Genomic DNA, 22,200 nt, shown 5'->3' on the forward strand with positions numbered 1-22,200 from the left:
GCAACAGGTTCATACGGTGTTCGCGTTCCTCTCGGCGGCCTCGACGACGTTGGCGAGCAACATCGCGCGGGTCATGGGGCCCACTCCGCCCGGCATCGGCGCCAGCCGGCCGGCGACCCGGGCGGCGTCCGGGTGGATGTCGCCGACCAGGCCCTGGTCGGTGCGCGTGATGCCGACGTCCAGGACGGTCGCGCCCGGGCGGAGCATGTCGGGGGTGATCAGAGCGGGTGAGCCGGCGGCGGCGATGACGATGTCCGCCTCGCGGACGTGCCAGGCCAGGCCCTTGGTGCCGGTGTGGCAGAGGGTGACCGTGGCGTTCTCGGAACGGCGGGTCAGCAGCAGGCCGATGGGGCGGCCGACCGTGATGCCGCGGCCGATCACGCAGACGCGGGCTCCGGCGAGGGGGACGTCGTGGCGGCGCAGGAGTTCGACGATACCGCGCGGGGTGCACGGCAGCGGGGCCTCGACGCCGAGGGTGAGCCGGCCGAGGTTGACGGGGTGCAGGCCGTCAGCGTCCTTGGCCGGGTCCATGCGTTCCAGTACGGCGTTGGCGTCCAGGTGCCTGGGCAGCGGGAGTTGGACGATGTAGCCGGTGCAGGCCGGGTCGGCGTTGAGTTCGTCGATGACGTCCTCGACCTGCTGCTGGGTGGCGTCGGCGGGCAGGTCGCGGCGGATCGAGGCGATGCCGACCTGGGCGCAGTCGCGGTGCTTGCCGCCGACGTAGGCGCGGCTGCCGGGGTCGTCGCCGACCAGGACGGTGCCGAGGCCGGGCGCGCGGCCGGTGAGGGCGGTCAACTTCGCGACGCGCTCGGTGAGTTCGTGGCGGATGTCGGCGGCGGTCGCCTTGCCGTCGAGGAGTTGGGCGGTCATCGTCTTCCCCCGGTCAGCCGCGCAGACGGGACATGGTCGGGTCGAACAGGGGCTCCTCGGCGACAGCCGCCTCCACGCGCTGGTCGAAGTAGCCGATGTGCAGGGTCGTGCCGGGGGTGGTGAGTTCCGTCGGGAGCCAGGCGTAGGCGATGCCCTTGCCGATCGTGTAGCCGTAGGCGGCGCTGGTGACGTAGCCGACGGCGCGGTCGCCGTCGTAGACCGGCTCCTTGCCCAGGACGACCGAGTGCGGGTCGGCGATGGTGAGGCAGGTGAGCTTGCGCCGTACGTCGGACTTGCGGCGTTCCAGGGCGGCCTTGCCGATGAAGTCGCCCTTGTCGAGCTTGACGGCGAAGCCGACGCCGGCCTCGTAGGGGTCGTGCTCGTAGGTCATGTCGGTGCCGAAGGAGCGGTAACCCTTCTCCAGGCGGAGGCTGTTGAAGGCGCCGCGGCCGGCGATGACGCCGCCGAGGGGCTCCGCCGCCTGCCACAGGGTGTCCCAGAGTTTCTGGCCCTGGTCGGCGGTGGTGTACAGCTCCCAGCCGAGTTCGCCGACGTAGGACAGGCGCATGGCGGTGACGGGAACGCTGCCGATGTAGGCGCGCTTGGCGCGGAAGTACTTCAGGCCGTCGTTGCTGAAGTCCTCGTCCGTCAGCGGCTGGAGGACCTTGCGGGCGAGCGGGCCCCACAGGCCGATGCAGCAGGTGCCGGGCGTGATGTCGCGGACCTGGACGGTGCCGTCGGCCGGGAGGTGGCGGGTGAACCAGTCGAGGTCGAGGTTGCCGTTGGCGCCGACCTGGAAGAGGTCGCGGGCGAGGCGGGCGACGGTGATGTCGCTGCGGATGCCGCCGTCGTGGTCGAGGAGCAGGGTGTACGTGACCGAGCCGACGGACTTGGCGACCTTGCCGGTGCACAGCCGCTCCAGGAGGTCGGCGGCGCCGGGGCCGCTCACCTCCAGGCGCTTGAGGGCCGTCATGTCGTACATCGCGACGGTCTCGCGGGTGGCCTGGGCCTCGGCGCCGACGACGGGCGACCAGAACCGGGCGGCCCAGTCGTTGGGGGTGGGAATGGTGCGGCCCGCGACGAGACCCGCGTTGGCCTCGTACCACTGCGGGCGCTCCCAGCCTTTCGCCTCCAGGAAGAAGGCGCCGTGCTCCTGCTGGCGGGCGTGGAAGGGGCTGGTGCGGATCGGGCGCGGGTCCCCGGACGGCTGGAGGGGGTGGAGGATGTCGTAGACCTCTTCGAAGTTCCGGCAGTCGCGCGCCAGGACGTACTCCGGGGAGAGCTGGTGCGGCTCGAAGCGGTTGACGTCGCACTCGTGCAGGTCGAAGGACGAGCAGTGGCCGTCGACCAGCCATTCGGCCATCGCCCGGCCGACGCCCGCGGAGTGGGTGACCCAGACGGCTTCGGCGACCCAGAAGCCCTTGACGTCCGGGGACTCGCCGAGGAGCGGGAAGTTGTCGGTGGTGAACGAGAACAGGCCGTTGATGCCCTCCTCGATCTTCGCCTCGCGGGTCGAGGGGAGCAGCGACTGCGTCTCGGCCCAGGCGGGTTCGAAGTCGTCCTCGGTGAACTTCAGGACGGAGGGCATCTCGGCGTCGTCGTCGAAGGCGCGGATGTCGTCGGCGGAGATGGGCATCGGGCGGTGGCCGTAGTAGCCGATGCCGATGGCGTCGTAGCGGTCGCGGTAGTAGAGGTCGGCGTCCTGGTGGCGCAGGATCGGGCGGACCGCCTCCTCGGTCTGGCCGGCGAGCGCGGGGACGGGGCCGGTCCAGGCGAGCTGGTGGGCCAGCGGGGTCAGCGGGAGGTTCATCCCGGCCATGCGGGCGATCTTCGGGCCCCAGATGCCGGCGCAGCACACGACGATGTCGGCCGGGATCTCGCCCTGGTCGGTGAGGACGCCGGTGACCTCGCCGTCGGCCTTGAGGACGTCGAGGACCTCGTGGCGGGCGAGGAAGCGGACGCCGCGCTCGGTCGCGCGGCGGATCTGCGCCTCGACGGCGAGGACGGCCTTCGCGAGGCCGTCGGTCGGGACCAGCAGGCCGCCGAGGACCTTGTCGCGGTCGACCAGCGGGTGCTGCTCGACGCACTCGTCGGCGGTCAGCAGCCGGGACTCGATGCCCCAGGCGGTGATCCAGCCGTGCCGGCGGTGCAGTTCCGCGAGGCGCTCCGGGGTGGTCGCGACTTCCAGACCGCCGACCTGGAGGAAGCAGGGCTTGCCGTCGACGTCGAGGGAGCAGAACTTCTCGACGGTGTAGCGGGCCAGTTCGGTCATGGTCTTGGAGGAGTTCGTCTGGAAGACCAGGCCCGGGGCGTGTGACGAGGAGCCCCCGGTGGCGGGCAGCGGGCCCTGGTCGACCACCGTCACTTCGGTCCAGCCGCGTGCGGAGATCTCGTCCGCGAGTGCCGCACCCACGACACCCGCTCCGATGATCACCACTCGGGGTCCCGCCATCGCCGCACCTCCGCTTGAGTTGCTTTTGACGCAACGTGATTCAGGTTGCGCAACTCAATGTGCCTGCCGTGCAGGTGGGTGTCAAGAGGTCCGTTGACGTCGGGGAACGGCCGGGAAACGGGAACGCCCGGTGGGCGGCGCGCAGGGGGTGCGCGCCGCCCACCGGGCGTGTTCGACCGGCTCGTGACCTGCGGGTCACTTGATCCAGGCGTCGACCTTCGAGCGGTTGGCCTCGACCCACTTCTTCGCGGCGTCCTCGGGCTTCATCTTGTCCACCGCGATGTACTTGGCGACCGTGTTCTGGTCGTCGTTCGTCCAGGTGAAGTTCTTCACCAGGTCATAGGCGGGGCTGCCGGACTTGGCGAACTTCGCGCTGACGATCTTGTCCAGCTTGTACACGGGGTAGTCGCAGGCGACCTTCTCGGCGTTCGCGTCGCAACCCGTCTTGTACGCGGGGAGCTTGACCTTCTTCAGCGGCACCTCGGACATGAACCACTGGGGCTCGTAGAAGTAGCCGATCACCCATTCCTTGTCCTTCTCCGCCTTGCGGAAGGCCTGGATGAGGGCGGTCTCGCTGCCCGCGTACACCACCTTGAAGTCGAGCTTGAGGTTCTTCACCAGCGCCTCGTCGTTGGTGACGTACGACGGGTCGCCGTCGAGGAGCTGGCCCTTGCCGCCGGACTCGGAGGTCTTGAAGTTGGCCGCGTACTTGTTGAGGTTCTTGTAGTCGAGGATGTCGGGGTGCGCCTTGGCCAGCCACGGCGGCACGTACCAGCCGATGAGGCCTTCGTTGCCGGTCGCGCCGGCCTCGACGGCGGTCTTCTGGCCGGTGATGTACTTCTTCTTCAGGTCGTCGTGGCCCCAGTTCTCCACGACGGCGTCGACCTCACCGGTGCCGAAGCCCTGCCAGGCGATCTCCTCCTTGAGGTCCTTCTGGTTGACCTTGCAGTGGAGGTCGTTCTCGGCGACGTAGGCGAGGACCGCCGCGTTGGCCTCGTAACCGACCCACGGGTTGACCGCGAGGTTGAAGGTGCCGCACTTGCCGGACTCGCCCGAGCCGCCGGCGCTGTCGTCGCCGACCTTCGCCCCGCCGCAGGCGGTCAGGGTGAGGCCGAGTATCGCCATGCCGGCCGCGCCGGCCCGCCAGTGTCTTGCCATGGTGTGGTGCTCCTTATGCGCCGGCGCGGCGAGCCGCTGCCTGAGTGATCCGGTCGAACATGACTCCGAGAAGGACGATGGCGAGCCCCGCGGCAAGCCCCTTCCCGTACAGCTGGCCCTGCGAGAAGCCGGCCACGACGTCGTAGCCGAGGGCGCCCGCGCCCACCAGACCGCCCACCACGACCATCGACAGCACATAGATCAGGCCCTGGTTGGTGGCGAGGGTCAGGGCGCTGCGTGCCATCGGCAGCTGGACCTTGGTGATGATCTGCCAGGTGTTGCACCCGGCCGCGGTGGCCGCCTCCACGGTGGTGGCGGGCACGTTCCGAACCCCGTCCGCGACGATCTTCATGGCGACGGGCGCGGCGTAGACGACGGCCGCGACGATCGCCGTGAAGCGGGTCGCGCCGAACAGTGCGAGGAACGGCACGAGGTAGACGAACGGCGGCATGACCTGCGCCGCGTCGAGGGTGGGTCGCAGCAGCCGGTCCACCAGTTGACTGCGTGCCATCCAGACCCCGAAGCCGATGCCGAGCAGCATCACGAGGACGGTGGCGACGACGGTGGAGGCGAGGGTCGTCATGCTGTCCGACCAGAGGCCGGTGCCGACCAGCAGGCCCACGCAGACCGCGGTGGTGATGCCCGCGGTCCGGCCGCCGAGGACGACGCCGAGCGCGACGAGGGCGGCGCCGACGAGCCACCACGGGGAGTCGGTGAGCAGCGTCTGGAACGGGTTGAGCAGACCATTGGTGAGCACGTCGCGGAAGCCGTTGGTGAGACCCGAGAGGTTGTCCTGCGCCCAGGTGGTGGCGTCGCCGGCGGCGCTCGCGATGTTGCTGCCCAGGCTGCCCTCGCCGGGGAACTCGGCCGCCCACACATAGGTGTGCGACAGGTAGATCAGCACGGCGGTGACCGCCGCGCCCGCCCCCAGCAGCGGCCGGCGCCAGGCGAGGAACCGGCTGCCGGAACCGCGGGCCGCCTCCTCGCGCACGCTCGCGGCGGTGGTGACCCGGTCCAGCACGATCGCCAGGACGACGATGGCCAGACCCGCGTTGAAGGCGGTGCCGACGTCGAGCGACTGGAGTGCCTGGACGACGGTCTTGCCGAGGCCGGGCGCGTCGATCAGGGCGGCGATGGTCACCATGGCCAGCGCGGCCATGATCGTCTGGTTGACGCCCATCACCACGGTCCGCTTGGACATCGGCAGCAGGACCTTGAGGAGGGACTGCCGCCGGGTGGCGCCGAGCGAGTCGGCGGCCTCGACCGTGGTCTCCGGTACGGAGCGGATGGCGTGCGCGGTGATGCGGATCGTCGGCGGGGCCGCGTAGATCAGGGTGCAGGTCGTGGCGGAGGCCGGGCCGATCTGGAAGAACAGCGTCAGCGGGGCCAGGTAGACGAAGGTCGGCATCGTCTGCATGAGGTCCAGGAAGGGCGTCACGATCGCGTTGAACCGGTCGGACAGCCCCGCCCACACGCCCAGCGGGATCGCGAACAGCAGCGCCACGAGGACGGCCGAGGCGGTGAGCGCCAGGGTGTCCATGCTCTCCTGCCACAGGCCCTGGAGCCCGAGGAAGGTGAAGCCGGCCACCGCGAGGAGCGCGACCCGCCAGTTGCCCACGGCCCAGGAGACATAGCCGACGATGCCGACGACCCCGAGCCAGCCGATCTGCGGGACCGGGCGGTCGCCGGTCGGCTGCGAGATCAGGCCCTGGACGAAGGTCACCAGGTTGTCGATGACCAGGCGTATCTCGTTGAAGAAGTACAGGAAGAGCGGGTTGGAGTTGCGGTTCGCGCCGATCGAGTCGTTGACGTCGTTGAACCACCGGTGCAGGTCGGTCAGGTCGGCCGCGGCCAGCGCGAGGGTCTGCTTGCCGCGCAGCACGACGAAGAGGACCAGCCAGACGACGAAGATCGCCGCCACCACCATGGACCGGTTGACCTTGCGCTCGGGCTTCGCGGGAGCGGCCCGTTCCCCGACGCTCTCGGTCTTCTCGGGTTTCTCGATCGCGACGGTCATCAGTGGCCGCCTTCCTGCCCGGCGACCACCGCGAGGATCTCCTCGTCGCCGACGATGCCGAGCAGCTTGCCGTTCTCGACGACCTTGACCGGCTTGTCGGCCGCGAGGACCGCGCGGGTGGCCTCCTTGACCACGACGTCCGGACCGAGCTCAGGGCCGTCCAGCGCGTCGCCGTCGGCCGGCGGGCGCATGATCCAGCGCAGGGTGAGGACGTCACCGCGCGGCACGTCCTTCACGAACTCCCTGACGTAGTCGTCCGCGGGAGCGCCCACGAGCTCGTCGCCGGTGCCGCACTGGACCATCTTGCCGTCGCGCATGATGAGGATGCGGTCGCCGAGCTTGAGGGCCTCGGAGAGGTCATGGGTGATGAACACCATGGTCTTGCCGACCTCGTGGTGCAGTCGGATGACCTCGTTCTGCATGTCCCGGCGGATGAGCGGGTCGAGCGCGGAGAACGGCTCGTCGAAGAAGAGCACGTCCGGGTCGCCGGCCAACGCCCGGGCGAGGCCGACGCGTTGCTGCATGCCGCCGGAGAGCTGCGCGGGGTAGGAGTTCTCGTAGCCGGCGAGGCCGACGAGTTCGACGACCTCCTGGGCCCGCCTGGTGCGTTCGGTCCGGCCCATCCCGCGGATCTCCAGTCCGAAGGCCACGTTGTCGACGACGCGACGGTGGGGCAGCAGGCCGAAGTGCTGGAAGACCATGGAGAACTTGCGGCGGCGCAGGTCGCGCAGGCGGGCCGCGTCGGCCTGGCGGATGTCCTCGCCCTCGAAGACGATCTCGCCCGCGGTGGGTTCGATCAGCCGGGTGAGACATCGCACCAGGGTGGACTTGCCGGAGCCGGACAGGCCCATGACGACGAAGACCTCGCCGGGCGAGACGTCGAAGTGGACGTCGCGCACGGCGGCGGTACAGCCGGTGCGGTCCATGAGCTCGCGGCGGGTCAGGCCGCACAGTTCCTCGGAGTCCGGCACCTGGTCGGCCTTCGGTCCGAACACCTTCCACAGCCTGCGCACGGAGATGACCGGGGTCGCGCCCGAGTCCTGAGGGGTGCTGCCCCGCTGCGGCACCTCGGTCTGTGTGGTCACGTTCGACCTTCTTTCGGCGTTCAGCCGCGGAACCAGTGCTGCGGCCGGGGTCGGATGTTCTGCCAGATGTGTTTGGGCTCTCGGTACTCCGCGAGGCCGGTCGGTCCCAGTTCCCGGCCCACGCCCGAATGCCCGAAGCCACCCCATTCCGCTTGCGGCACATAGGGGTGGTAGTCGTTGATCCACACCGTGCCGTGCCGCAGCCGCCGGGCGACCCGCTGGGCCTTCCCGGCGTCCTGCGTCCACACGGCTCCGGCGAGTCCGTACTCGGTGTCGTTGGCGATGCGTACGGCGTCGTCCTCGTCGGTGAAGCGCTCCACGGTGAGAACGGGTCCGAAGGACTCCTCGTGCACGACCCGCATGTCCTGCCGGCACTCGTCGAGGACGGTCGGCGGGTAGTAGTGGCCGTCCGCCAGCGCCGGGTCGGTGGGGCGTTCGCCGCCGCAGCGCAGGACGGCGCCCTCGGCGATCCCGGCGGCCACGTAGGCCTCCACCTTGTCGCGGTGCTGCGCGGAGATCAGCGCCCCGGTGTCGGCCTCGGTGTCGAAGGGGCCGCCCAGCCGGATCAGCCGGGCCCGGCGGACGACCTCGTCGACGAAGCGGTCGTGCAGCGAGTCCTCGACGATCAGCCGGGCGCCGGCCGAGCAGACCTGGCCCGAGTGCAGGAAGACGGCCGTGAGGGCGAAGTCCACGGCCGTCTCGAAGTCGGCGTCGGCGAACACGACGTTGGGGTTCTTGCCGCCGAGTTCGAGGGCCACCTTCTTCACGCTCGCCGCGGCGGTCGCCATGATGCGCTTGCCGGTCTCCAGGCCGCCGGTGAAGGAGACCATGTCGACGTCCGGGTGCTCGGAGAGCGGGGCGCCCACCGCGGGCCCGGTGCCCAGCACGAGGTTGGCGGCGCCGGCCGGGAGCCCGGCCTCCTCCAGCGCCCGCAGCAGCAGGACGGAGGTGGAGGGGGTGAGCTCGCTGGGCTTGAGGACGATCGTGTTGCCGGCCAGGAGGGCCGGGGCGACCTTCCAACTGGCTTGCAGCAGGGGGTAGTTCCACGGGGTGATCAGTCCGCACACGCCGATCGGCTCGTACACGACGCGGCTGACGGCGTCGTCCCGGCCGGTGTCGATGACCCGCCCGGTGTCGGTGCCGCCGAGGCCGCCGTAGTAGCGGAAGCAGGAGACGACGTCGGCGATGTCGTACTCGCTCTCCACCAGCCGCTTGCCGGTGTCCAGGGACTCGGCGCGGGCGAATTCCTTGGCGTCGCGCTCGATCAGGTCGGCGGTGCGCAGCAGCAGCGCGCCGCGCTCCCGCTCGGGGGTGCCCGGCCAGGGGCCTTCGTCGAAGGCGCGGCGGGCCGCGGCGATCGCCGCCTCCGCGTCCGGGCGGGTTCCCTCCGAGACGGTCGCCACGACCGTGCCGTCTGCGGGGCAGCGGATCTCGCGGTGGCCGCCGGCCACCGCGTCCCGCCATTGTCCATCCACGTACAGGTCTGCCACGCGCCGAGCCTTTCCAGGGAAGCCGTTGCGCATTGTGCACCCGATTGCTTGTGATGGAACACCCTGGCGAATGTCCAGACAGGCGTCAAGGGGTTGGCTGATGACGATTTCGCACGGGGCTCATCGACCCCTCTCTCTTGACCGGCAGCCCTCTTCCGGCCAACTATGTTGCGTATCGCTCACTGTGTTGTGCAATACGCACCGACGGAGGCCCCGATGTCCCCTCGACCGCAACCTGGCCGCGAATACGTCCTCACCGTCTCCTGTCCCGACAGCGCCGGGCTGGTCCACGCCGTGAGCGGCTTTCTCGTCAGGAACTCCGGAAACATCCTGGAAAGCCAGCAGTTCGACGACCGACTTCAGGGCCGCTTCTTCATGCGGGTCCACTTCGACGTCTCCGACCCCGACACCGGCCTTGAACAACTGCGTGACCGGTTCGGGCCGGTGGCGCAGGCCCACCACTTCACCTGGGCGCTCAGCGACGCGTCGACGCCGACCCGGACGCTGATCATGGTGTCCAAGTTCGGGCACTGCCTCAACGACCTGCTCTTCCGGCAGCGCACCGGCGCCCTCAACATCGAGATCCCCGCGATCGTCTCCAACCACCGGGACTTCGAGGGGCTCGCGGAGACCTACGGCATCCCCTTCCACCACGTCCCGGTCACCAGGGACACCAAGGCGGAGGCCGAGGCACGGCTGCTGGAACTCGTCCGGGACCTGGACATCGACCTGGTGGTGCTGGCCCGCTACATGCAGATCCTCTCGGACGACCTGTGCAAGCAGCTGGAGGGCAAGGCCATCAACATCCACCACTCCTTCCTCCCCAGCTTCAAGGGCGCCAAGCCCTACGACCAGGCCTACCAGCGCGGCGTGAAGCTGATCGGCGCGACGGCGCACTATGTGACGAGCGATCTCGACGAGGGCCAGATCATCGAGCAGGACGTCATCCGCGTGGACCACTCGCTCGACCCCGGCGACCTGGTCACGGTGGGCCGGGACGTGGAGGCGCAGGTGCTCGCGCACGCGGTGAAGTGGCACAGCGAGAGCCGGGTGATGGTGGACGACAACCGCACGGTGGTCTTCCGCTGAGCGACCCGCGACGAGGGGGCGGGGCCGGAATCGGCCCCGCCCCCCTTTTTTGTATATGGCTTGAGGCACCCTTTTTTGTATACGGCTTCAGGCGCCGAGTCGGTCCAGCAGCGCGCGCCGCCACTTCTCCGTCTCGGCGATCTGGTTGAACGTGAACAGGTGCAGGCCGGCCACCCCGGCCGAGGGCGCGGTGAGGGCCGCCTCGGCGCGGGACAGCAGTCGCTCGGGGGCATAGCCGCCGGGCGTCGCGAACCGCACGAACCACGAGGCGTGCTTCGTCAGGAACCGCGTCGACTCCCCCACCCCGATCTTCGTGGCCATCGCCAGCAGCTTCGCCCGCTGCACGGGCCCGGCGACGCCCACGTGGACGGGCAGGGTGATGTTCCGCGCTCGTATACGAACGAGCCACTCCCCCAGCACCCTCGGGTCGAAGCAGAGGTTGCTCACGATGTACGTGGCGTGCTCGCGCTTGTCCCACATCGCCTGGACGGTGACGTCGTCATGGATGAGCGGATGGCTCTCGGGGTAGCCGGTGACGCCGACGCGGGCGAACGGGCTGCCCAGCTCGCCGAGCCTGCGCAGCACCGGCAGCGCCCCGTCGTAGCCGCCCGCGGGCGGGTCGGCGTCGCCGGCCGGGACGAAGACGTCGGCCACGCCCGCCTCGGCCAGCCGGTCGACGACGTCCTTCAGATGGGCGTCGTCCCGCAGCAGCCGCGCCGGCACGTGCGGGACGACGCGGTAGCCGTGCGCGGCGAGCCGGCCGGCCAGCTCCAGGGTCGGTTCCAGGCCCTTGACCGGCGACGCCGTCACGGTGACGACGACGTCGCGCGGGACATGGGCGAGGACCTTGTCCTCGGTGGCCTTCGCGGGCAGCACCTCGTAGCGGACGCTCTCCAGTAGCGCCCGTAGCCCTGCGGCGCCCAACGTCTACCCCGCCTGCTTCTGGGCGTCGCGGTGGCGGTAGTAGGCGACCTTCGACGGCGCCGCCGGCTCCTTGCCGAGGATCAGGTCGGCGGCCTTCTCGGCGACCATCATGACCGGGGCGTAGATGTTGCCGTTGGTGACGTACGGCATGACGGAGGCGTCGACCACGCGCAGCCCCTCGACGCCGTGCACCCGCATGCTCAGGGGGTCGACGACGGCCATCTCGTCGGAGGAGGGACCCATCTTGCAGGTGCAGGACGGGTGCAGAGCGGTCTCGCCGTCCTTGGCGACCCAGGCGAGGATCTCCTCGTCCGTCTCGACGGACGGGCCGGGCGAGATCTCGCCGTCGTTGTAGGGGGCGAGCGCGGGCTGGTTGAGGAGCTTGCGGGCGACTCTGATCGCCTCCACCCACTCGCGGCGGTCCTGCTCGGTGGAGAGGTAGTTGAAGCGCAGGGCGGGGTGTTCGCGCGGGTCCTTGCTCTTGATCTTCACCGAGCCGATGGCGTCGGAGTACATGGGTCCGACGTGCACCTGGTAGCCGTGGCCGCCGGCGGGCACGGAGCCGTCGTAGCGGACCGCGATCGGCAGGAAGTGGAACATCAGGTTGGGGTAGTCCACGTCCTCGTTGCTGCGCGCGAAGCCGCCGGCCTCGAAGTGGTTGGTGGCGGCAGGGCCTTTGCGGAACAGCCACTGGAGCCCGATGAAGGGGGCGCGCCACTTCGCCAGGTACGGCTGCATGGAGACGGGCTGCTTGCAGGCGTACTGGATGTAGACCTCCAGATGGTCCTGCATGTTCTCGCCGACGCCCGGCAGGTCGTGGACGACGTCGATGCCGAGGGCGCGCAGCTCGGCCGCGTTGCCCACACCGGAGAGCTGGAGCAGCTGCGGGGAGTTGATGGCGCCGCCGCAGAGGATGACCTCCTTGGCCCGGACCTGCTGGGGCGCCCCCTTGCCGCGCTGGTACTCGACGCCGACGGCCTTCTTGCCCTCGAAGAGGACACGGGTGACGAAGGCGCGGGTCTTGACGGTGAGGTTCGGGCGCTTGCGGGCGGGCTTGAGGTACGCCTTCGAGGCCGACAGCCGGCGTCCCCGGTGGACGTTGCGGTCGAACTTGGCGAAGCCTTCCTGCCGGTAGCCGTTGACGTCGTTCGTCGGCGCGTAGCCCGCCTCCTCGGTGGCCTTGAGGAAGGCGTCGAAGAGGGGGTTGGTGGCGGGGCCGCGTTCGAGCACCAGCGGGCCGTCGTGGCCGCGGAACTCGTCGTCGGGGTCGGCGGCGAGACAGTTCTCCATGCGCTTGAAGTACGGCAGACAGTGCGCGTAGTCCCAGGTCTCCATGCCCGGGTCGGCGGCCCAGCGCTCGTAGTCCATGGGGTTGCCACGCTGGAAGATCATGCCGTTGATGCTGCTGGAACCGCCCAGCACCTTGCCGCGGGCGTGGTAGACGCGCCGGCCGCCCATGTGGGGCTCGGGCTCGGACTCGTACTTCCAGTCGTAGAAGCGGCTGCCGATCGGGTAGGTCAGCGCCGCGGGCATGTGGATGAAGACGTCCCACGGATAGTCGGACCGGCCCGCCTCCAGCACCAGCACCTGGTGGGCCGGGTCCGCGGAGAGCCGGTTCGCCAGTGCGCTGCCGGCGGATCCGCCACCGACGATGACGAAGTCGTACTGCACAGGAGCCATGGTGCCTCGTCTCGCTCGCGCCGTAGATATGCGAGGCATGCTAACGCTGGTAGCGCCATACGCACCAGGTTGCGAACCGCGCAACTTCAAACGGCTTGGTTTCGGGTGCGTTACTTGCAGGCGTGTTGTTTACTGCGCGTATAGTTTCACTGTGAGCAACTACAGCACTGATACGGAAACGTCGAATTCACACGCCGGCGGCGTGCAGTCGGTGGACCGGGCGATCAGCGTCCTGGAGATCCTCGCGCAGCGTGGCGAGGCGGGCGTCAGTGAGGTCGCCGGTGAGATCGACGTCCACAAGTCCACCGCGTTCCGGCTGCTCGGCGCCCTGGAGGCGCGCGGTCTGGTCGAGCAGGCCGGCGAGCGCGGCAAGTACCGGCTCGGCTTCGGGATCGTGCGGCTGGCCGGCGCGGTCACGGGGCGCATCGACATCACCCAGCAGGGCCGCCCCGTGTGCGAGCGGCTCGCCGAGGAGATCGGCGAGACGGTGAACATCGCCGTCATGCAGGAGCACTACGCGATCAACCTGTACCAGGTGCGCGGCCCCGGAGCGATCACCGCGCACAACTGGGTCGGCCAGCTGACCCCGCTGCACGCCACCTCCAGCGGCAAGATCCTGCTGGCCCACCTGCCCGCGAAGGAGCGCGCCGCGCTGCTCGCCGAGGCCGGCCTGAAGAAGGTCACGCCGCACACCATCACCGCGAAGACCAAGCTGGAGAAGAACCTCGCCGAGGCGCGGGAGCGCGGTTACGCCTTCACCCTGGAGGAGCTGGAGGTCGGTCTGCACGCGATGGCCGCCCCGATCCGCAACCGGGACGGCGAGGTCATCGCCGCGCTCAGCGCCTCCGGCCCCGCCTACCGCTTCACCGAGGAGCGGCTGCACGAGCTCTCCCCGGTGCTGGTCAAGGGCGCCGAGGAGATCAGCCACCGCATGGGCTACCTGGGCTGAGGTCAGCCCTGGGACAGGCCCAGGCGCTCGTTCACCCAGTCGTGGAAGGCACCGATGTGGTGCTCACTGGGCACCAGCACACCACCCTTGGCGTACATACGGGAACTCATGCCGGGCTGGGTGCGCTCGCAGGCGTCGAAGTCCTGCTGGTTGACGCGGTGGAAGAGCTCCACGGACCGGCTGACGTCCTTGCCGCTCTCGACGACGTGCGGCAGATACAGCCAGTCGCACTCGACGATCGTGCGGTCGACGGCCACCGGGTACATCCGGTGGAATATCACGTGGTCGGGCACGAGGTTGATGAACACCTGCGGCTTGACCGTGATCGCGTAGTAGCGGCGGTCCTGGTCGTCCGCGACGCCCGGGATGCGGTCCAGGCCCTCGGAACCGTCGACGGTGAAGCCCCGCACCTCCTCGCCGAACTCCGCGCCGTGGCCCACGTAGTACTGGGCGGCGTAACCGTCCGCGAACTCCGGGAGCACCTCGGTGAGTTCGGGGTGGATCGTGGCGCAGTGGTAGCACTCCATGAAGTTCTCGATGATGAGCTTCCAGTTGGACTTCACGTCGTACGTGATGCGCCTGCCGACGGAGAGGTTGTCGATGTCGTAGCGCTCGATCGACTCGACGTCACCGAGGCGCTCGACGACCGCGCCCTGCACCTCCTCCTCGAAGGACGGCGGGTTCTCCGCGAGGCACACCCACACATAGCCGAGCCATTCGCGCACGGCCACGCTCACCAGGCCGTACTCGGTGCGGCCGACGTCGGGCATCTTGGTGAGGTTGGGGGCCGCGACCAGCTTGCCGTTCAGGTCGTAGGTCCAGGCGTGGTACGGGCACTGGAAGGCCCGCTTGACCTCGCCGGTCTCCTCCGTGCAGAGCTTGGCGCCGCGGTGGCGGCATACGTTGAAATACGCACGGATGGCGTTGTCCCGCCCGCGGGTGACGAGGATGCTCTCGCGGCCCACGTCGACGGTGCGGAAGGCGCCGGGCTTGGCCAGTTCGGAAGCGCGCGCGACGCAGAACCACATGGTCTCGAAGATGCGCTCCTGCTCCTGGGCGAAGATCGCCGGATCCGTGTAGGAGGAGCCGGGAAGGGTGGCGATCAGACTGTCCGGCAGGCTGGTCGAGGTCACGGGGCACTCCTCGGAGGGGATTCGGACACGCCCCGAAGGGGCGCGGGCCTGTATCGATATGCGGCTCCGCCGCGGGGCGCGACCAGCCACAACGGCGGCGCGGGCGACAAACGACACATCTCGCTGCTCACCGCGGAGCGCCAAGCTGCTTGCGCCAGCGCGTGAACAGCCTCGGCTGGTTCATCCCGAGCACGGCGACCGGGTCGCCGGCCCGCCGGTAGACGGCCAGCACGTCACGGCCGTCCGCACTGCCCGCCTCGACGGTCACGCTGTCGGCAGCGGCGGCGTGACCGGCGAACTGGATCTTCACGCCGTACTGGTCGGACCAGAAGTACGGCGGCCGGGGCACCCCCGGTTCCACCGCGCCCTGCGCCAGCAGCGTGGCGATCGCGGCGTCGGGGCGCTCGCGGGCGCCGGTCCAGTGCTCGACCCGGCGGTGGTGGCCCGCGCGCGGGTCGTACCAGTTGGCGCAGTCGCCGACCGCGACCACGCCGGCCAGGCTGGTGCGGCCGTCGGCGCCGCACTTGACGCCGTTGTCGAGGGCGATGCCGGAGCCTTCCAGCCACTCGACGTTGGGGCGCGCACCCACGCCGACGACCACGATGTCGGCGGGAAGGCTGCGGCCGTCCTCCAGCAGGACGGCGTCGACGCGGCTCTCACCGCTCAGCCCCTTCACACCGACGCCGCACACCAGTCGTACGCCGTGGTCGGCGTGGAGACCGGAGACGACGGCGCCCATCGCCTCGCCGAGCGGGCCGGCGAGCGGGGTCGGGGCCGCCTCGACGACGGTCACCTCCAGGCCCAGGGCGTACGCGGTGGAGGCGACCTCGGCGCCGATGAACCCACCGCCGATCACCACCAGCCGTCCGCCGCGGGCCAGTTCGTCGCGCAGGGCGCGGGCGTCGTCCAGGGTGCGCAGCGTGTGCACCCCGGCAAGTCCCTCGGAGCCGGGCAGGGTGCGGGCCGCGGCGCCGGTCGCGAGGACGAAGCCGTCGGCGCGGACCTCGCGTCCGTCGGCGAGCCGGACCTTACGGCCGCGGTGGTCGAGGGCGACCGCGCGGGTGCCGAGCAGCCATTCCGCCGCCAGGTCCTCGTCGTCGCCCTCCAGGGCGAGTTCGGCCTCGGCGAGGCTGCCGGCCAGGAACTCCTTGGACAGCGGGGGCCGGTCGTAGGGGCGGTGCGGTTCGTCCCCGACGACGACCAGCCGGCCGTCGTAGCCCTGCTTGCGCAGCGAGCGCGCCGCCGACAGGCCGGCCAGCGAGGCGCCGACCACGGCGACGGTCCTCACGCGGGACCTCCGGCGAGCCGGGCCGAGATGCAGGGCGGCAGGTTGGGAGCCGCCAGGGACAACTGGACGTAGATCATGCCGTCCTCGACGACGACCTCGTGGGTCCGCACCGGGAGCTTGGCCGGCGGGGCGTCCACCGCGCCGGTGCGCAGGTCGAACTTCGAGGCGTGCAGCGGGCATTCCACCTCGCAGCCCTCCAGCCAGCCGTCGGCGAGCGACGCGTCCTGGTGGGTGCAGGTGTCGTCGATGGCGAAGAGCTCGCCGTCGTCGGTGTGGAACACCGAGACCGGCGGATCGATGTCGAGCCGGTGGGCCTCACCTCGCGGGAGATCCGCGAGACGGCACGCGGGAATCATCATGACACCTCGGTGCGTATAGCGAAACGGATTGCGATTGACGCAACGCCAGTCTGCGGGCCGCTCCGAACCGTTGTCAAGGCATCACCACGCCTGGTTCGAACGGCCTGGCGGACGGGCCTCCGGGCAGCTCGAAGCGCCCGTTCCACCTGCGGAAACAGGCGGAACGGGCGCCGTGCGAAAGCCCCGTGGGAGCGGTCAGAAGCCGCGGTCGATCCACTCCTGGAGGTGCGGGGCCTCCGCGCCGAGGGTGGTCGTCTCCCCGTGCCCGGTGTGGACGACGGTGTCGCCGGGAAGCGTCAGCAGCCGGTCCCGGATCGAGTCGATGATGGTCGGGAAATGGCTGTACGACCGTCCCGTCGCCCCCGGTCCGCCGCAGAACAGCGTGTCGCCGCTGAACAGGGCCGTCAGGGCCGGCGCGTACAGGCAGACCGCTCCCGGCGCGTGGCCTGGCGTGTGCAGCACGGTGAGCTCGATGCCGGCCACCGAGATGCCCTGTCCGTCGGTGAGTTCGGCGTCCGGCGCCCGCTCAGGGTGGGTCTGCTTCCACAGCGGGAGGTCGTCCGGGTGGAGCAGCACCGGGGCGCCGGTGCGTTCGGCGAGCGCGGGCGCGGCGTCGATGTGGTCGTTGTGGGCGTGGGTGCACACGACGGCCCGCAGGGTGCGCCCGCCGACCGCCGCCGCGATCGCCTCGGCGTCGTGGGCGGCGTCGATGACGATCACCTCGGTGTCGTCGCCGACGATCCACACGTTGTTGTCGACGTCCCAGGTGCCGCCGTCCAGGGAGAACGTCCCCGAGGTGACGAGGTGCTCGATGCGGGCGGCCATCAGAAGACCACCACAGAGCGCAGGACGTCGCCGTCGTGCATCCGCTCGAAGGCCTTCTCGACCTCGTCCAGGGCGATGGTCTCGGTGACGAAGGCGTCGAGGTCGAGCCGGCCCTGGAGGTAGAGGTCGATGAGCATGGGGAAGTCGCGGCTCGGGAGGCAGTCGCCGTACCAGGAGGACTTCAGCGCGCCACCGCGGCCGAACACGTCCAGCAGCGGCAGTTCGAGCTTCATCTCCGGGGTCGGCACACCGACGAGGACGACCGTGCCGGCGAGGTCGCGGGCGTAGAACGCCTGCTGGTAGGTCTCCGGCCGGCCTACCGCCTCGATGACGACGTCGGCGCCGAAGCCGCCGGTCAGCTCGCGGATGGCCTCGACCGCGTCGTTCTCACGCGAGTTGACCGTGTGGGTGGCGCCCAGCCTCTTCGCGGTCTCCAGCTTGCGGTCGTCGATGTCGACGGCGATGACCTTCGCCGCGCCCGCCAGAGCGGACCCGGCGATCGCCGCGGCGCCGACGCCGCCGCAGCCGATGACGGCGACCGAGTCGCCGCGTCCGACGCCGCCGGTGTTGATGGCCGCGCCGATGCCGGCCATCACCCCGCAGCCCAGCAGCCCGGCGGCGGCCGCCGACGCCGACCGGTCGACCTTGGTGCACTGTCCCGCCGCCACCAGCGTCTTCTCCGCGAACGCGCCGATCCCCAGCGCGGGCGACAGCTCCTCGCCGGTCGAGGCCAAGGTCATCTTCTGCTTGGCGTTGTGCGTGTTGAAGCAGTACTGGGGCCGACCGCGCAGACAGGCCCGGCACTGCCCGCACACCGCACGCCAGTTGAGGATCACGAAGTCACCGGGGGCCACGTCGGTGACGCCCTCCCCCACCGACTCCACGACACCCGCGGCCTCATGGCCCAGCAGGAAGGGGAAGTCGTCGTTGATGCCGCCCTCGCGGTAGTGCAGATCGGTGTGGCAGACCCCGCAGGCCTCGATCTTCACCAGCGCCTCACCCGGACCCGGGTCGGGCACGATGATCGTCTCCAGGCTGACGGGGGCGCCCTTGCCCCGCGCGACGACGGCACGGACCTGGTGCGTCATGGCCACTCCTCGGGTGATGATCGTGTCCGGCATTCAGATGTTGCTCATTACGGCACGTATTTCATTTGCCGCAACACAGCATCATGGAGTGCGGACCGGGGGTCAAGGAACTCGACAGAGTTGCCTCGACCCCCGGAAGCGGTGCGGATGCCCGGCGTCGTCACTCCGTGGCGATGGCCCGCAGTACGTCCAGGCGAGCGGCCCGGCCGGCCGGACGCAGGCCCGCCAGGGCGCCCGCCGCGAGGCCGACCAGGGCCACGATCGCCAGTCGCGCCGGCGGCATCGCGAAGGCGAAGGCGCTGTCGCTCGCGCCGTCGGAGGCCTTGACCAGGACCCAGCCCAGGAAGGCGCCGAGGCCGAGACCGCCGACGGTGCCGAAGGCGGCGACCAGGACCGCCTCCCAGCGGACCATGGCCCGCAGTTGGGAGCGGGTCTGTCCGACGGCCCGCAACAGGCCCAGTTCGCGGGTGCGTTCGTGGATCGCCAGGGTCAGCGTGTTGGCGATGCCGAGCAGGGCGATGAGGACGGCGAGGGCCAGCAGGGCGTAGACGAGGGTGAGCATCATGTCGATGCCGCCCGCCGACGACTGCGCGTACTCGTCCCGGGTCTGCACCTCGGGGTTGCCGTAGTGCTCCGCCACCTTCTCCACCGCGGCCTTGCCGGTGTCCGTGTCGACGCCGTCCTTGAACGACACGGCCAGCAGGGTGTCGGAGTCCTGGGTGCGGTGCGGTGCCCAGGCGGCGCGGGTGATGACGTAGTCGCCGGCCAGTTCGGAGCGTCCGTAGACGGCACGGACCGTGAAGGTCCTGGTCTCGCCGTCGGTGAAGGTGAGCCGGGCCTGGTCGCCGGGCTTCAGGCTTTGCTTGTCGGCCTCGCTCTCGGTGACGGCGATGCCGTCGGTGCCGAGGCCCGCCAGGGAGCCCCTCACGTCGCCCAGGTCGAAGGTGCGCGCCAGAGCGAGCGGGTCGGTGACGGTCAACGCCCGTCCCTTGCCGTCGACTTCGGCGACCCCGCGGCCGAGGCCGACGGCCGTGTCCACCTCGGGCAGCTCGGCCACGGCACCCGCCAGCCGGGGGCTCAGTCCGCTGCCGCCGGCGCCGAACGACGGGGTACTGACGGCCACGTCGCCCGCGAAGGAGCGCGAGACCGTCTGGTCCATGGTCGCCTTCAGCGAGGCGGCGAACACGGTGAACAGGGCCACGACGGCGACGCCGATCATCAGCGCGCTCGCGGTGGCGGCCGTCCGCCTCGGGCTGCGCAGGGCGTTGCGGCGGGCGAGAGCGCCGGTGACGCCCCGCAGCCGGTCGAGGGGGCTGCCGAGAACCCGTACCGCCGTGGTGGAGGCGACCGGGCCGAGCACCACGAACGCGGCCAGGGCGAGCACGGCTCCGGCGCCGGCGAGCCACAGCGACGGGGTGACCAGGACGCCGCCGATCGTCAGGCCCAGGGCGAGGGCGCCGAGGCCGAGCCCCGTGACGGCGCGGACGCGGGAGGCGGCGGAGGTGTCGACCGCCGTCTCGCGCAGGGCCGCCATCGGCGCGGTGCGGCCCGCGCGGACGGCGGGCAGCAGCGCCGAGCCGAGGCAGACGACGGTACCCACGGCGAGCGGCAGCAGCAGGGACAGCGCGCTGACCACCAAGTCGCCCTCGGGGAAGGGGAATCCGATCGCCGGGAACAGGGCCTTCAGACCCGCGGCGATGCCGATGCCGCCCGCGAGGCCCGCGACCGAGGCGGTCACCGCGACCACGGTGGCCTCCACCAGGGTCGACGCGGTGACCTGGCGCCGGGAGGCGCCGAGGGCGCGCAACAGGGCGTTCTCGCGGGTGCGTTGGGCGACGACGATCGCGAAGGTGTTGTGGATGGAGAAGGTCGCGACCAGCAGGGCGACGCCAGAGAAGACGAGGAGGAAGAGGGTGAAGACGGTCAGGAACTGGCTGGAGATCATGTCGGTGTTCTCCTCCGCCGACTCCTGGCCGGTGATGGCCTCGACTCCCTTGGGGAGCACGGGAGTCAGCCGGTCCACCAGCTGCTGCTGACCGACCCCGGGGGCGGCCCGGACCTTGATGGTCGACGCCTCGCCCGGCCGGGCCGTCAGGTACTTCTCGGCGTCCGCCCGGGTCATGCCGGTGAAGGTCACCTGGGCCATGCCGTCCTCGCCGCCGAAGGTGGCCAGGCCGACGACGGTCACCCGCACGGGGTCGGGGGTCCGCAGGGTCGTCGTGTCGCCGAGGTGCAGGCCGCCCCGCTCGGCGGTGCCCCGGTCGATGACGACCTCGCCGGACCGGGCGGGGGCGCGGCCCTCGGCCAGTTGGTAGGCGTTGAGCTCGGGGTCCGTGATCCAGTTGCCCGCGAGGGTGGGCGGGCCCTTGCCGCCGATGGGGTCTCCGTCGGCGCCGACGAGCTGGCCGGCGCCCTGGATGTCGGGGGCGGCCGCGGCCACGCCGGGGACCGTCTCGATGGCGTCCACGAGGTCCGCGGGGACCGGCGCCCGCACGCCCTGGCTCTCGCCGGGGGTGGTGATGGCGTCGGCGCTGCGGACCACGGCGTCCGTGCCGCTGGTGGCCCGCCCGAACATCGTGTCGAAGCTGGCGCGCAGGGTGTCGCCCATGACGAGGGTGCCCGCCAGGAAGGCGACGCCGAGGAACACGGCGAGGAAGGTCCCGGCGAAACGTCGCTTGTGGGCGCGCAGGGACGAGGTGCTGAGGCGTACGGCGGCGTTCACGACGACGCCTCCGGGGCCGGGGAGGTCCCCGTGTCGAAGGCCTTCATGCGGTCCAGGACCCGTTCGGCGGTCGGCGCGGTCATCCGGTCCACCAGACGCCCGTCGGCGAGGAAGACGACCTCGTCGGCGTGGGCGGCGGCCACGGGGTCGTGGGTGACCATGACGACCGTGCGGGAGGTGTGGCGCACCGTGCGGCCGAGGAGGCCGAGGACCTCCCCGCCGGAGCGGGAGTCGAGGTTGCCGGTGGGTTCGTCGGCGAAGACGACGTCCGGCTGTCCGGCGAACGCCCGGGCCACGGCGACGCGTTGCTGCTGCCCGCCGGAGAGCTCGGACGGACGGTGGTGCAGGCGGTCACGCAGACCGACGACGTCGATCAGGGCCTCCACCCACTCCGGGTCGCCCTTGCGGCCGGCCAGGTCGAGCGGGAGCGTGATGTTCTCCCGCACGGTCAGCGTCGGCACCAGGTTGAACGCCTGGAAGACGAATCCGACCCGGTCCCGGCGCAGGAGGGTCAGGCGGCGGTCGTCGAGGGAGCCCAGTTCGGTGTCGCCGATGTAGGCGGCGCCCGCGCTGAGAGTGTCGAGACCGGCCGCGCAGTGCATGAGGGTGGACTTGCCGGAGCCCGAGGGCCCCATGATCGCGGTGAAGCGGCCGGCGGGGAAGGCGACGCTGACGCCGTCCAGGGCGCGGACGGCGGTGTCGCCACCGCCGTACACCTTCACCGCGTCGACCACGCGTGCGGCGGTGCGCACCTCGGTCGTGACGGTCATGCCGCACCGCCCTTGCCCGTGTGGCGGCCGAACTGCTCGTCCAGGACGGAGAGCCGGCGCCAGTACTCGTCCTCGTCGATCTCGCCGGAGGCGAAGCGGTGGCCGAGCACGGTCAGGGGTGAGTTGTCGTCGACGGCGAACCGGCGGGGGCCGCCGCGGCCGCGCCACACCGTGCGGCGCAGGACGGTGACGGCGCCGACGACGACGGCCGCCCAGATCAGCGGGAAGAGAAGGATCCACGGGCCGGGCCCGCCGTCCCAGTGCGCCAGGGTCTGCATCTCGGGTCATCTCCCTAGTGAGG

At 70.7% G+C, this 22,200-nt stretch carries 18 protein-coding genes; 2 read left to right on the forward strand and 16 right to left on the reverse strand.

Features of this window, described 5'->3' with window-relative positions:
- Window positions 1-9 precede the first annotated feature (9 nt).
- The 6 genes from EJC51_RS07180 to EJC51_RS07205 all read right to left on the reverse strand — a co-directional run bounded on the left by EJC51_RS07180 (window position 10) and on the right by EJC51_RS07205 (window position 9,072).
- Complete coding sequence (locus EJC51_RS07180) at window positions 10-870, reverse strand: bifunctional methylenetetrahydrofolate dehydrogenase/methenyltetrahydrofolate cyclohydrolase (protein WP_126270274.1); 861 nt, start codon at window positions 868-870, stop codon at window positions 10-12.
- A 13-nt stretch (window positions 871-883) separates the two neighbouring features.
- Window positions 884-3,322, reverse strand: coding sequence for a GcvT family protein (locus tag EJC51_RS07185; protein ID WP_126270275.1), 2,439 nt, complete (start codon window positions 3,320-3,322; stop codon window positions 884-886).
- A 195-nt stretch (window positions 3,323-3,517) separates the two neighbouring features.
- Window positions 3,518-4,480, reverse strand: coding sequence for an ABC transporter substrate-binding protein (locus EJC51_RS07190; protein ID WP_126270276.1), 963 nt, complete (start codon window positions 4,478-4,480; stop codon window positions 3,518-3,520).
- Between the two features lie 13 nt (window positions 4,481-4,493).
- Entirely contained in the window at window positions 4,494-6,497 is a 2,004-nt protein-coding gene (locus EJC51_RS07195; protein ID WP_126270277.1) for an ABC transporter permease, read from the reverse strand.
- Window positions 6,497-7,582, reverse strand: a complete 1,086-nt coding sequence (locus tag EJC51_RS07200; RefSeq protein WP_126270278.1) for a quaternary amine ABC transporter ATP-binding protein — start codon at window positions 7,580-7,582, stop codon at window positions 6,497-6,499. The genes EJC51_RS07195 and EJC51_RS07200 overlap by 1 nt, the downstream gene beginning before the upstream one ends.
- Before the next feature lie 20 nt (window positions 7,583-7,602).
- Window positions 7,603-9,072 carry an aldehyde dehydrogenase family protein gene (locus tag EJC51_RS07205; RefSeq protein ID WP_126270279.1) on the reverse strand — a complete coding sequence of 490 codons (1,470 nt, stop codon included), beginning with the start codon at window positions 9,070-9,072 and terminating at the stop codon, window positions 7,603-7,605.
- A 216-nt stretch (window positions 9,073-9,288) separates the two neighbouring features.
- Here EJC51_RS07205 and purU point away from each other — a divergent pair, with 216 nt between their 5' ends.
- Complete coding sequence (purU, locus tag EJC51_RS07210; protein ID WP_126270280.1) at window positions 9,289-10,161, forward strand: formyltetrahydrofolate deformylase; 873 nt, start codon at window positions 9,289-9,291, stop codon at window positions 10,159-10,161.
- Window positions 10,162-10,248: 87 nt separating this feature from the next.
- Here purU and EJC51_RS07215 read toward each other — a convergent pair whose 3' ends face one another.
- Together EJC51_RS07215 and betA are read right to left on the reverse strand one after the other, a co-directional pair.
- A complete protein-coding gene (locus EJC51_RS07215; protein WP_126270281.1) occupies window positions 10,249-11,085 on the reverse strand; it encodes a methylenetetrahydrofolate reductase in 837 nt (278 codons plus the stop codon).
- Between the two features lie 3 nt (window positions 11,086-11,088).
- A complete protein-coding gene (betA, locus tag EJC51_RS07220; protein ID WP_126270282.1) occupies window positions 11,089-12,765 on the reverse strand; it encodes a choline dehydrogenase in 1,677 nt (558 codons plus the stop codon).
- A gap of 202 nt (window positions 12,766-12,967) precedes the next feature.
- On the opposite strand from betA, the gene EJC51_RS07225 reads away from it, so the two are divergent.
- Window positions 12,968-13,714 carry an IclR family transcriptional regulator gene (locus EJC51_RS07225; protein WP_097260481.1) on the forward strand — a complete coding sequence of 249 codons (747 nt, stop codon included), beginning with the start codon at window positions 12,968-12,970 and terminating at the stop codon, window positions 13,712-13,714.
- A 2-nt stretch (window positions 13,715-13,716) separates the two neighbouring features.
- Here EJC51_RS07225 and EJC51_RS07230 read toward each other — a convergent pair whose 3' ends face one another.
- The 8 genes from EJC51_RS07230 to EJC51_RS07265 form a co-directional block, all read right to left on the reverse strand.
- On the reverse strand, window positions 13,717-14,847 hold the full coding sequence (locus EJC51_RS07230) for an aromatic ring-hydroxylating oxygenase subunit alpha (RefSeq protein WP_126270283.1): 1,131 nt from the start codon (window positions 14,845-14,847) through the stop codon (window positions 13,717-13,719).
- Between the two features lie 127 nt (window positions 14,848-14,974).
- Complete coding sequence (locus EJC51_RS07235) at window positions 14,975-16,135, reverse strand: NAD(P)/FAD-dependent oxidoreductase (protein WP_208870693.1); 1,161 nt, start codon at window positions 16,133-16,135, stop codon at window positions 14,975-14,977.
- Window positions 16,132-16,494: a bifunctional 3-phenylpropionate/cinnamic acid dioxygenase ferredoxin subunit gene (locus EJC51_RS07240; protein WP_126270284.1), complete on the reverse strand. Its 363-nt coding sequence runs from the start codon at window positions 16,492-16,494 to the stop codon at window positions 16,132-16,134. The genes EJC51_RS07235 and EJC51_RS07240 overlap by 4 nt, the downstream gene beginning before the upstream one ends.
- A gap of 195 nt (window positions 16,495-16,689) precedes the next feature.
- The gene (locus EJC51_RS07245; RefSeq protein WP_126270285.1) at window positions 16,690-17,319 is read right to left on the reverse strand and encodes an MBL fold metallo-hydrolase; all 630 of its coding nucleotides are present in this window, start codon (window positions 17,317-17,319) and stop codon (window positions 16,690-16,692) included.
- Entirely contained in the window at window positions 17,319-18,407 is a 1,089-nt protein-coding gene (locus EJC51_RS07250; RefSeq protein WP_126270286.1) for an S-(hydroxymethyl)mycothiol dehydrogenase, read from the reverse strand. The genes EJC51_RS07245 and EJC51_RS07250 overlap by 1 nt, the downstream gene beginning before the upstream one ends.
- 160 nt (window positions 18,408-18,567) lie before the next feature.
- Window positions 18,568-21,129, reverse strand: coding sequence for an ABC transporter permease (locus EJC51_RS07255; protein WP_126270287.1), 2,562 nt, complete (start codon window positions 21,127-21,129; stop codon window positions 18,568-18,570).
- Complete coding sequence (locus EJC51_RS07260) at window positions 21,126-21,899, reverse strand: ABC transporter ATP-binding protein (protein ID WP_126270288.1); 774 nt, start codon at window positions 21,897-21,899, stop codon at window positions 21,126-21,128. The genes EJC51_RS07255 and EJC51_RS07260 overlap by 4 nt, the downstream gene beginning before the upstream one ends.
- Window positions 21,896-22,177, reverse strand: a complete 282-nt coding sequence (locus EJC51_RS07265) for an SHOCT domain-containing protein (RefSeq protein ID WP_126270289.1) — start codon at window positions 22,175-22,177, stop codon at window positions 21,896-21,898. The genes EJC51_RS07260 and EJC51_RS07265 overlap by 4 nt, the downstream gene beginning before the upstream one ends.
- Window positions 22,178-22,200 lie beyond the last annotated feature (23 nt).

It is taken from the genome of Streptomyces aquilus (assembly GCF_003955715.1).
GTDB classification, from domain to species: domain Bacteria; phylum Actinomycetota; class Actinomycetes; order Streptomycetales; family Streptomycetaceae; genus Streptomyces; species Streptomyces aquilus.

Bases quoted from the DNA above. Each gene is read 5' to 3' on its own strand.
- EJC51_RS07260 (WP_126270288.1), bottom strand. From the start codon at position 21,899: ATGACCGTCACGACCGAGGTGCGCACCGCCGCACGCGTGGTCGACGCG.
- betA (WP_126270282.1), bottom strand. From the start codon at position 12,765: ATGGCTCCTGTGCAGTACGACTTCGTCATCGTCGGTGGCGGATCCGCC.
- EJC51_RS07180 (WP_126270274.1), bottom strand. From the start codon at position 870: ATGACCGCCCAACTCCTCGACGGCAAGGCGACCGCCGCCGACATCCGC.
- EJC51_RS07245 (WP_126270285.1), bottom strand. From the start codon at position 17,319: ATGGCCGCCCGCATCGAGCACCTCGTCACCTCGGGGACGTTCTCCCTG.
- EJC51_RS07250 (WP_126270286.1), bottom strand. From the start codon at position 18,407: ATGACGCACCAGGTCCGTGCCGTCGTCGCGCGGGGCAAGGGCGCCCCC.
- EJC51_RS07265 (WP_126270289.1), bottom strand. From the start codon at position 22,177: ATGCAGACCCTGGCGCACTGGGACGGCGGGCCCGGCCCGTGGATCCTT.
- purU (WP_126270280.1), top strand. From the start codon at position 9,289: ATGTCCCCTCGACCGCAACCTGGCCGCGAATACGTCCTCACCGTCTCC.
- EJC51_RS07195 (WP_126270277.1), bottom strand. From the start codon at position 6,497: ATGACCGTCGCGATCGAGAAACCCGAGAAGACCGAGAGCGTCGGGGAA.
- EJC51_RS07190 (WP_126270276.1), bottom strand. From the start codon at position 4,480: ATGGCAAGACACTGGCGGGCCGGCGCGGCCGGCATGGCGATACTCGGC.
- EJC51_RS07240 (WP_126270284.1), bottom strand. From the start codon at position 16,494: ATGATGATTCCCGCGTGCCGTCTCGCGGATCTCCCGCGAGGTGAGGCC.
- EJC51_RS07185 (WP_126270275.1), bottom strand. From the start codon at position 3,322: ATGGCGGGACCCCGAGTGGTGATCATCGGAGCGGGTGTCGTGGGTGCG.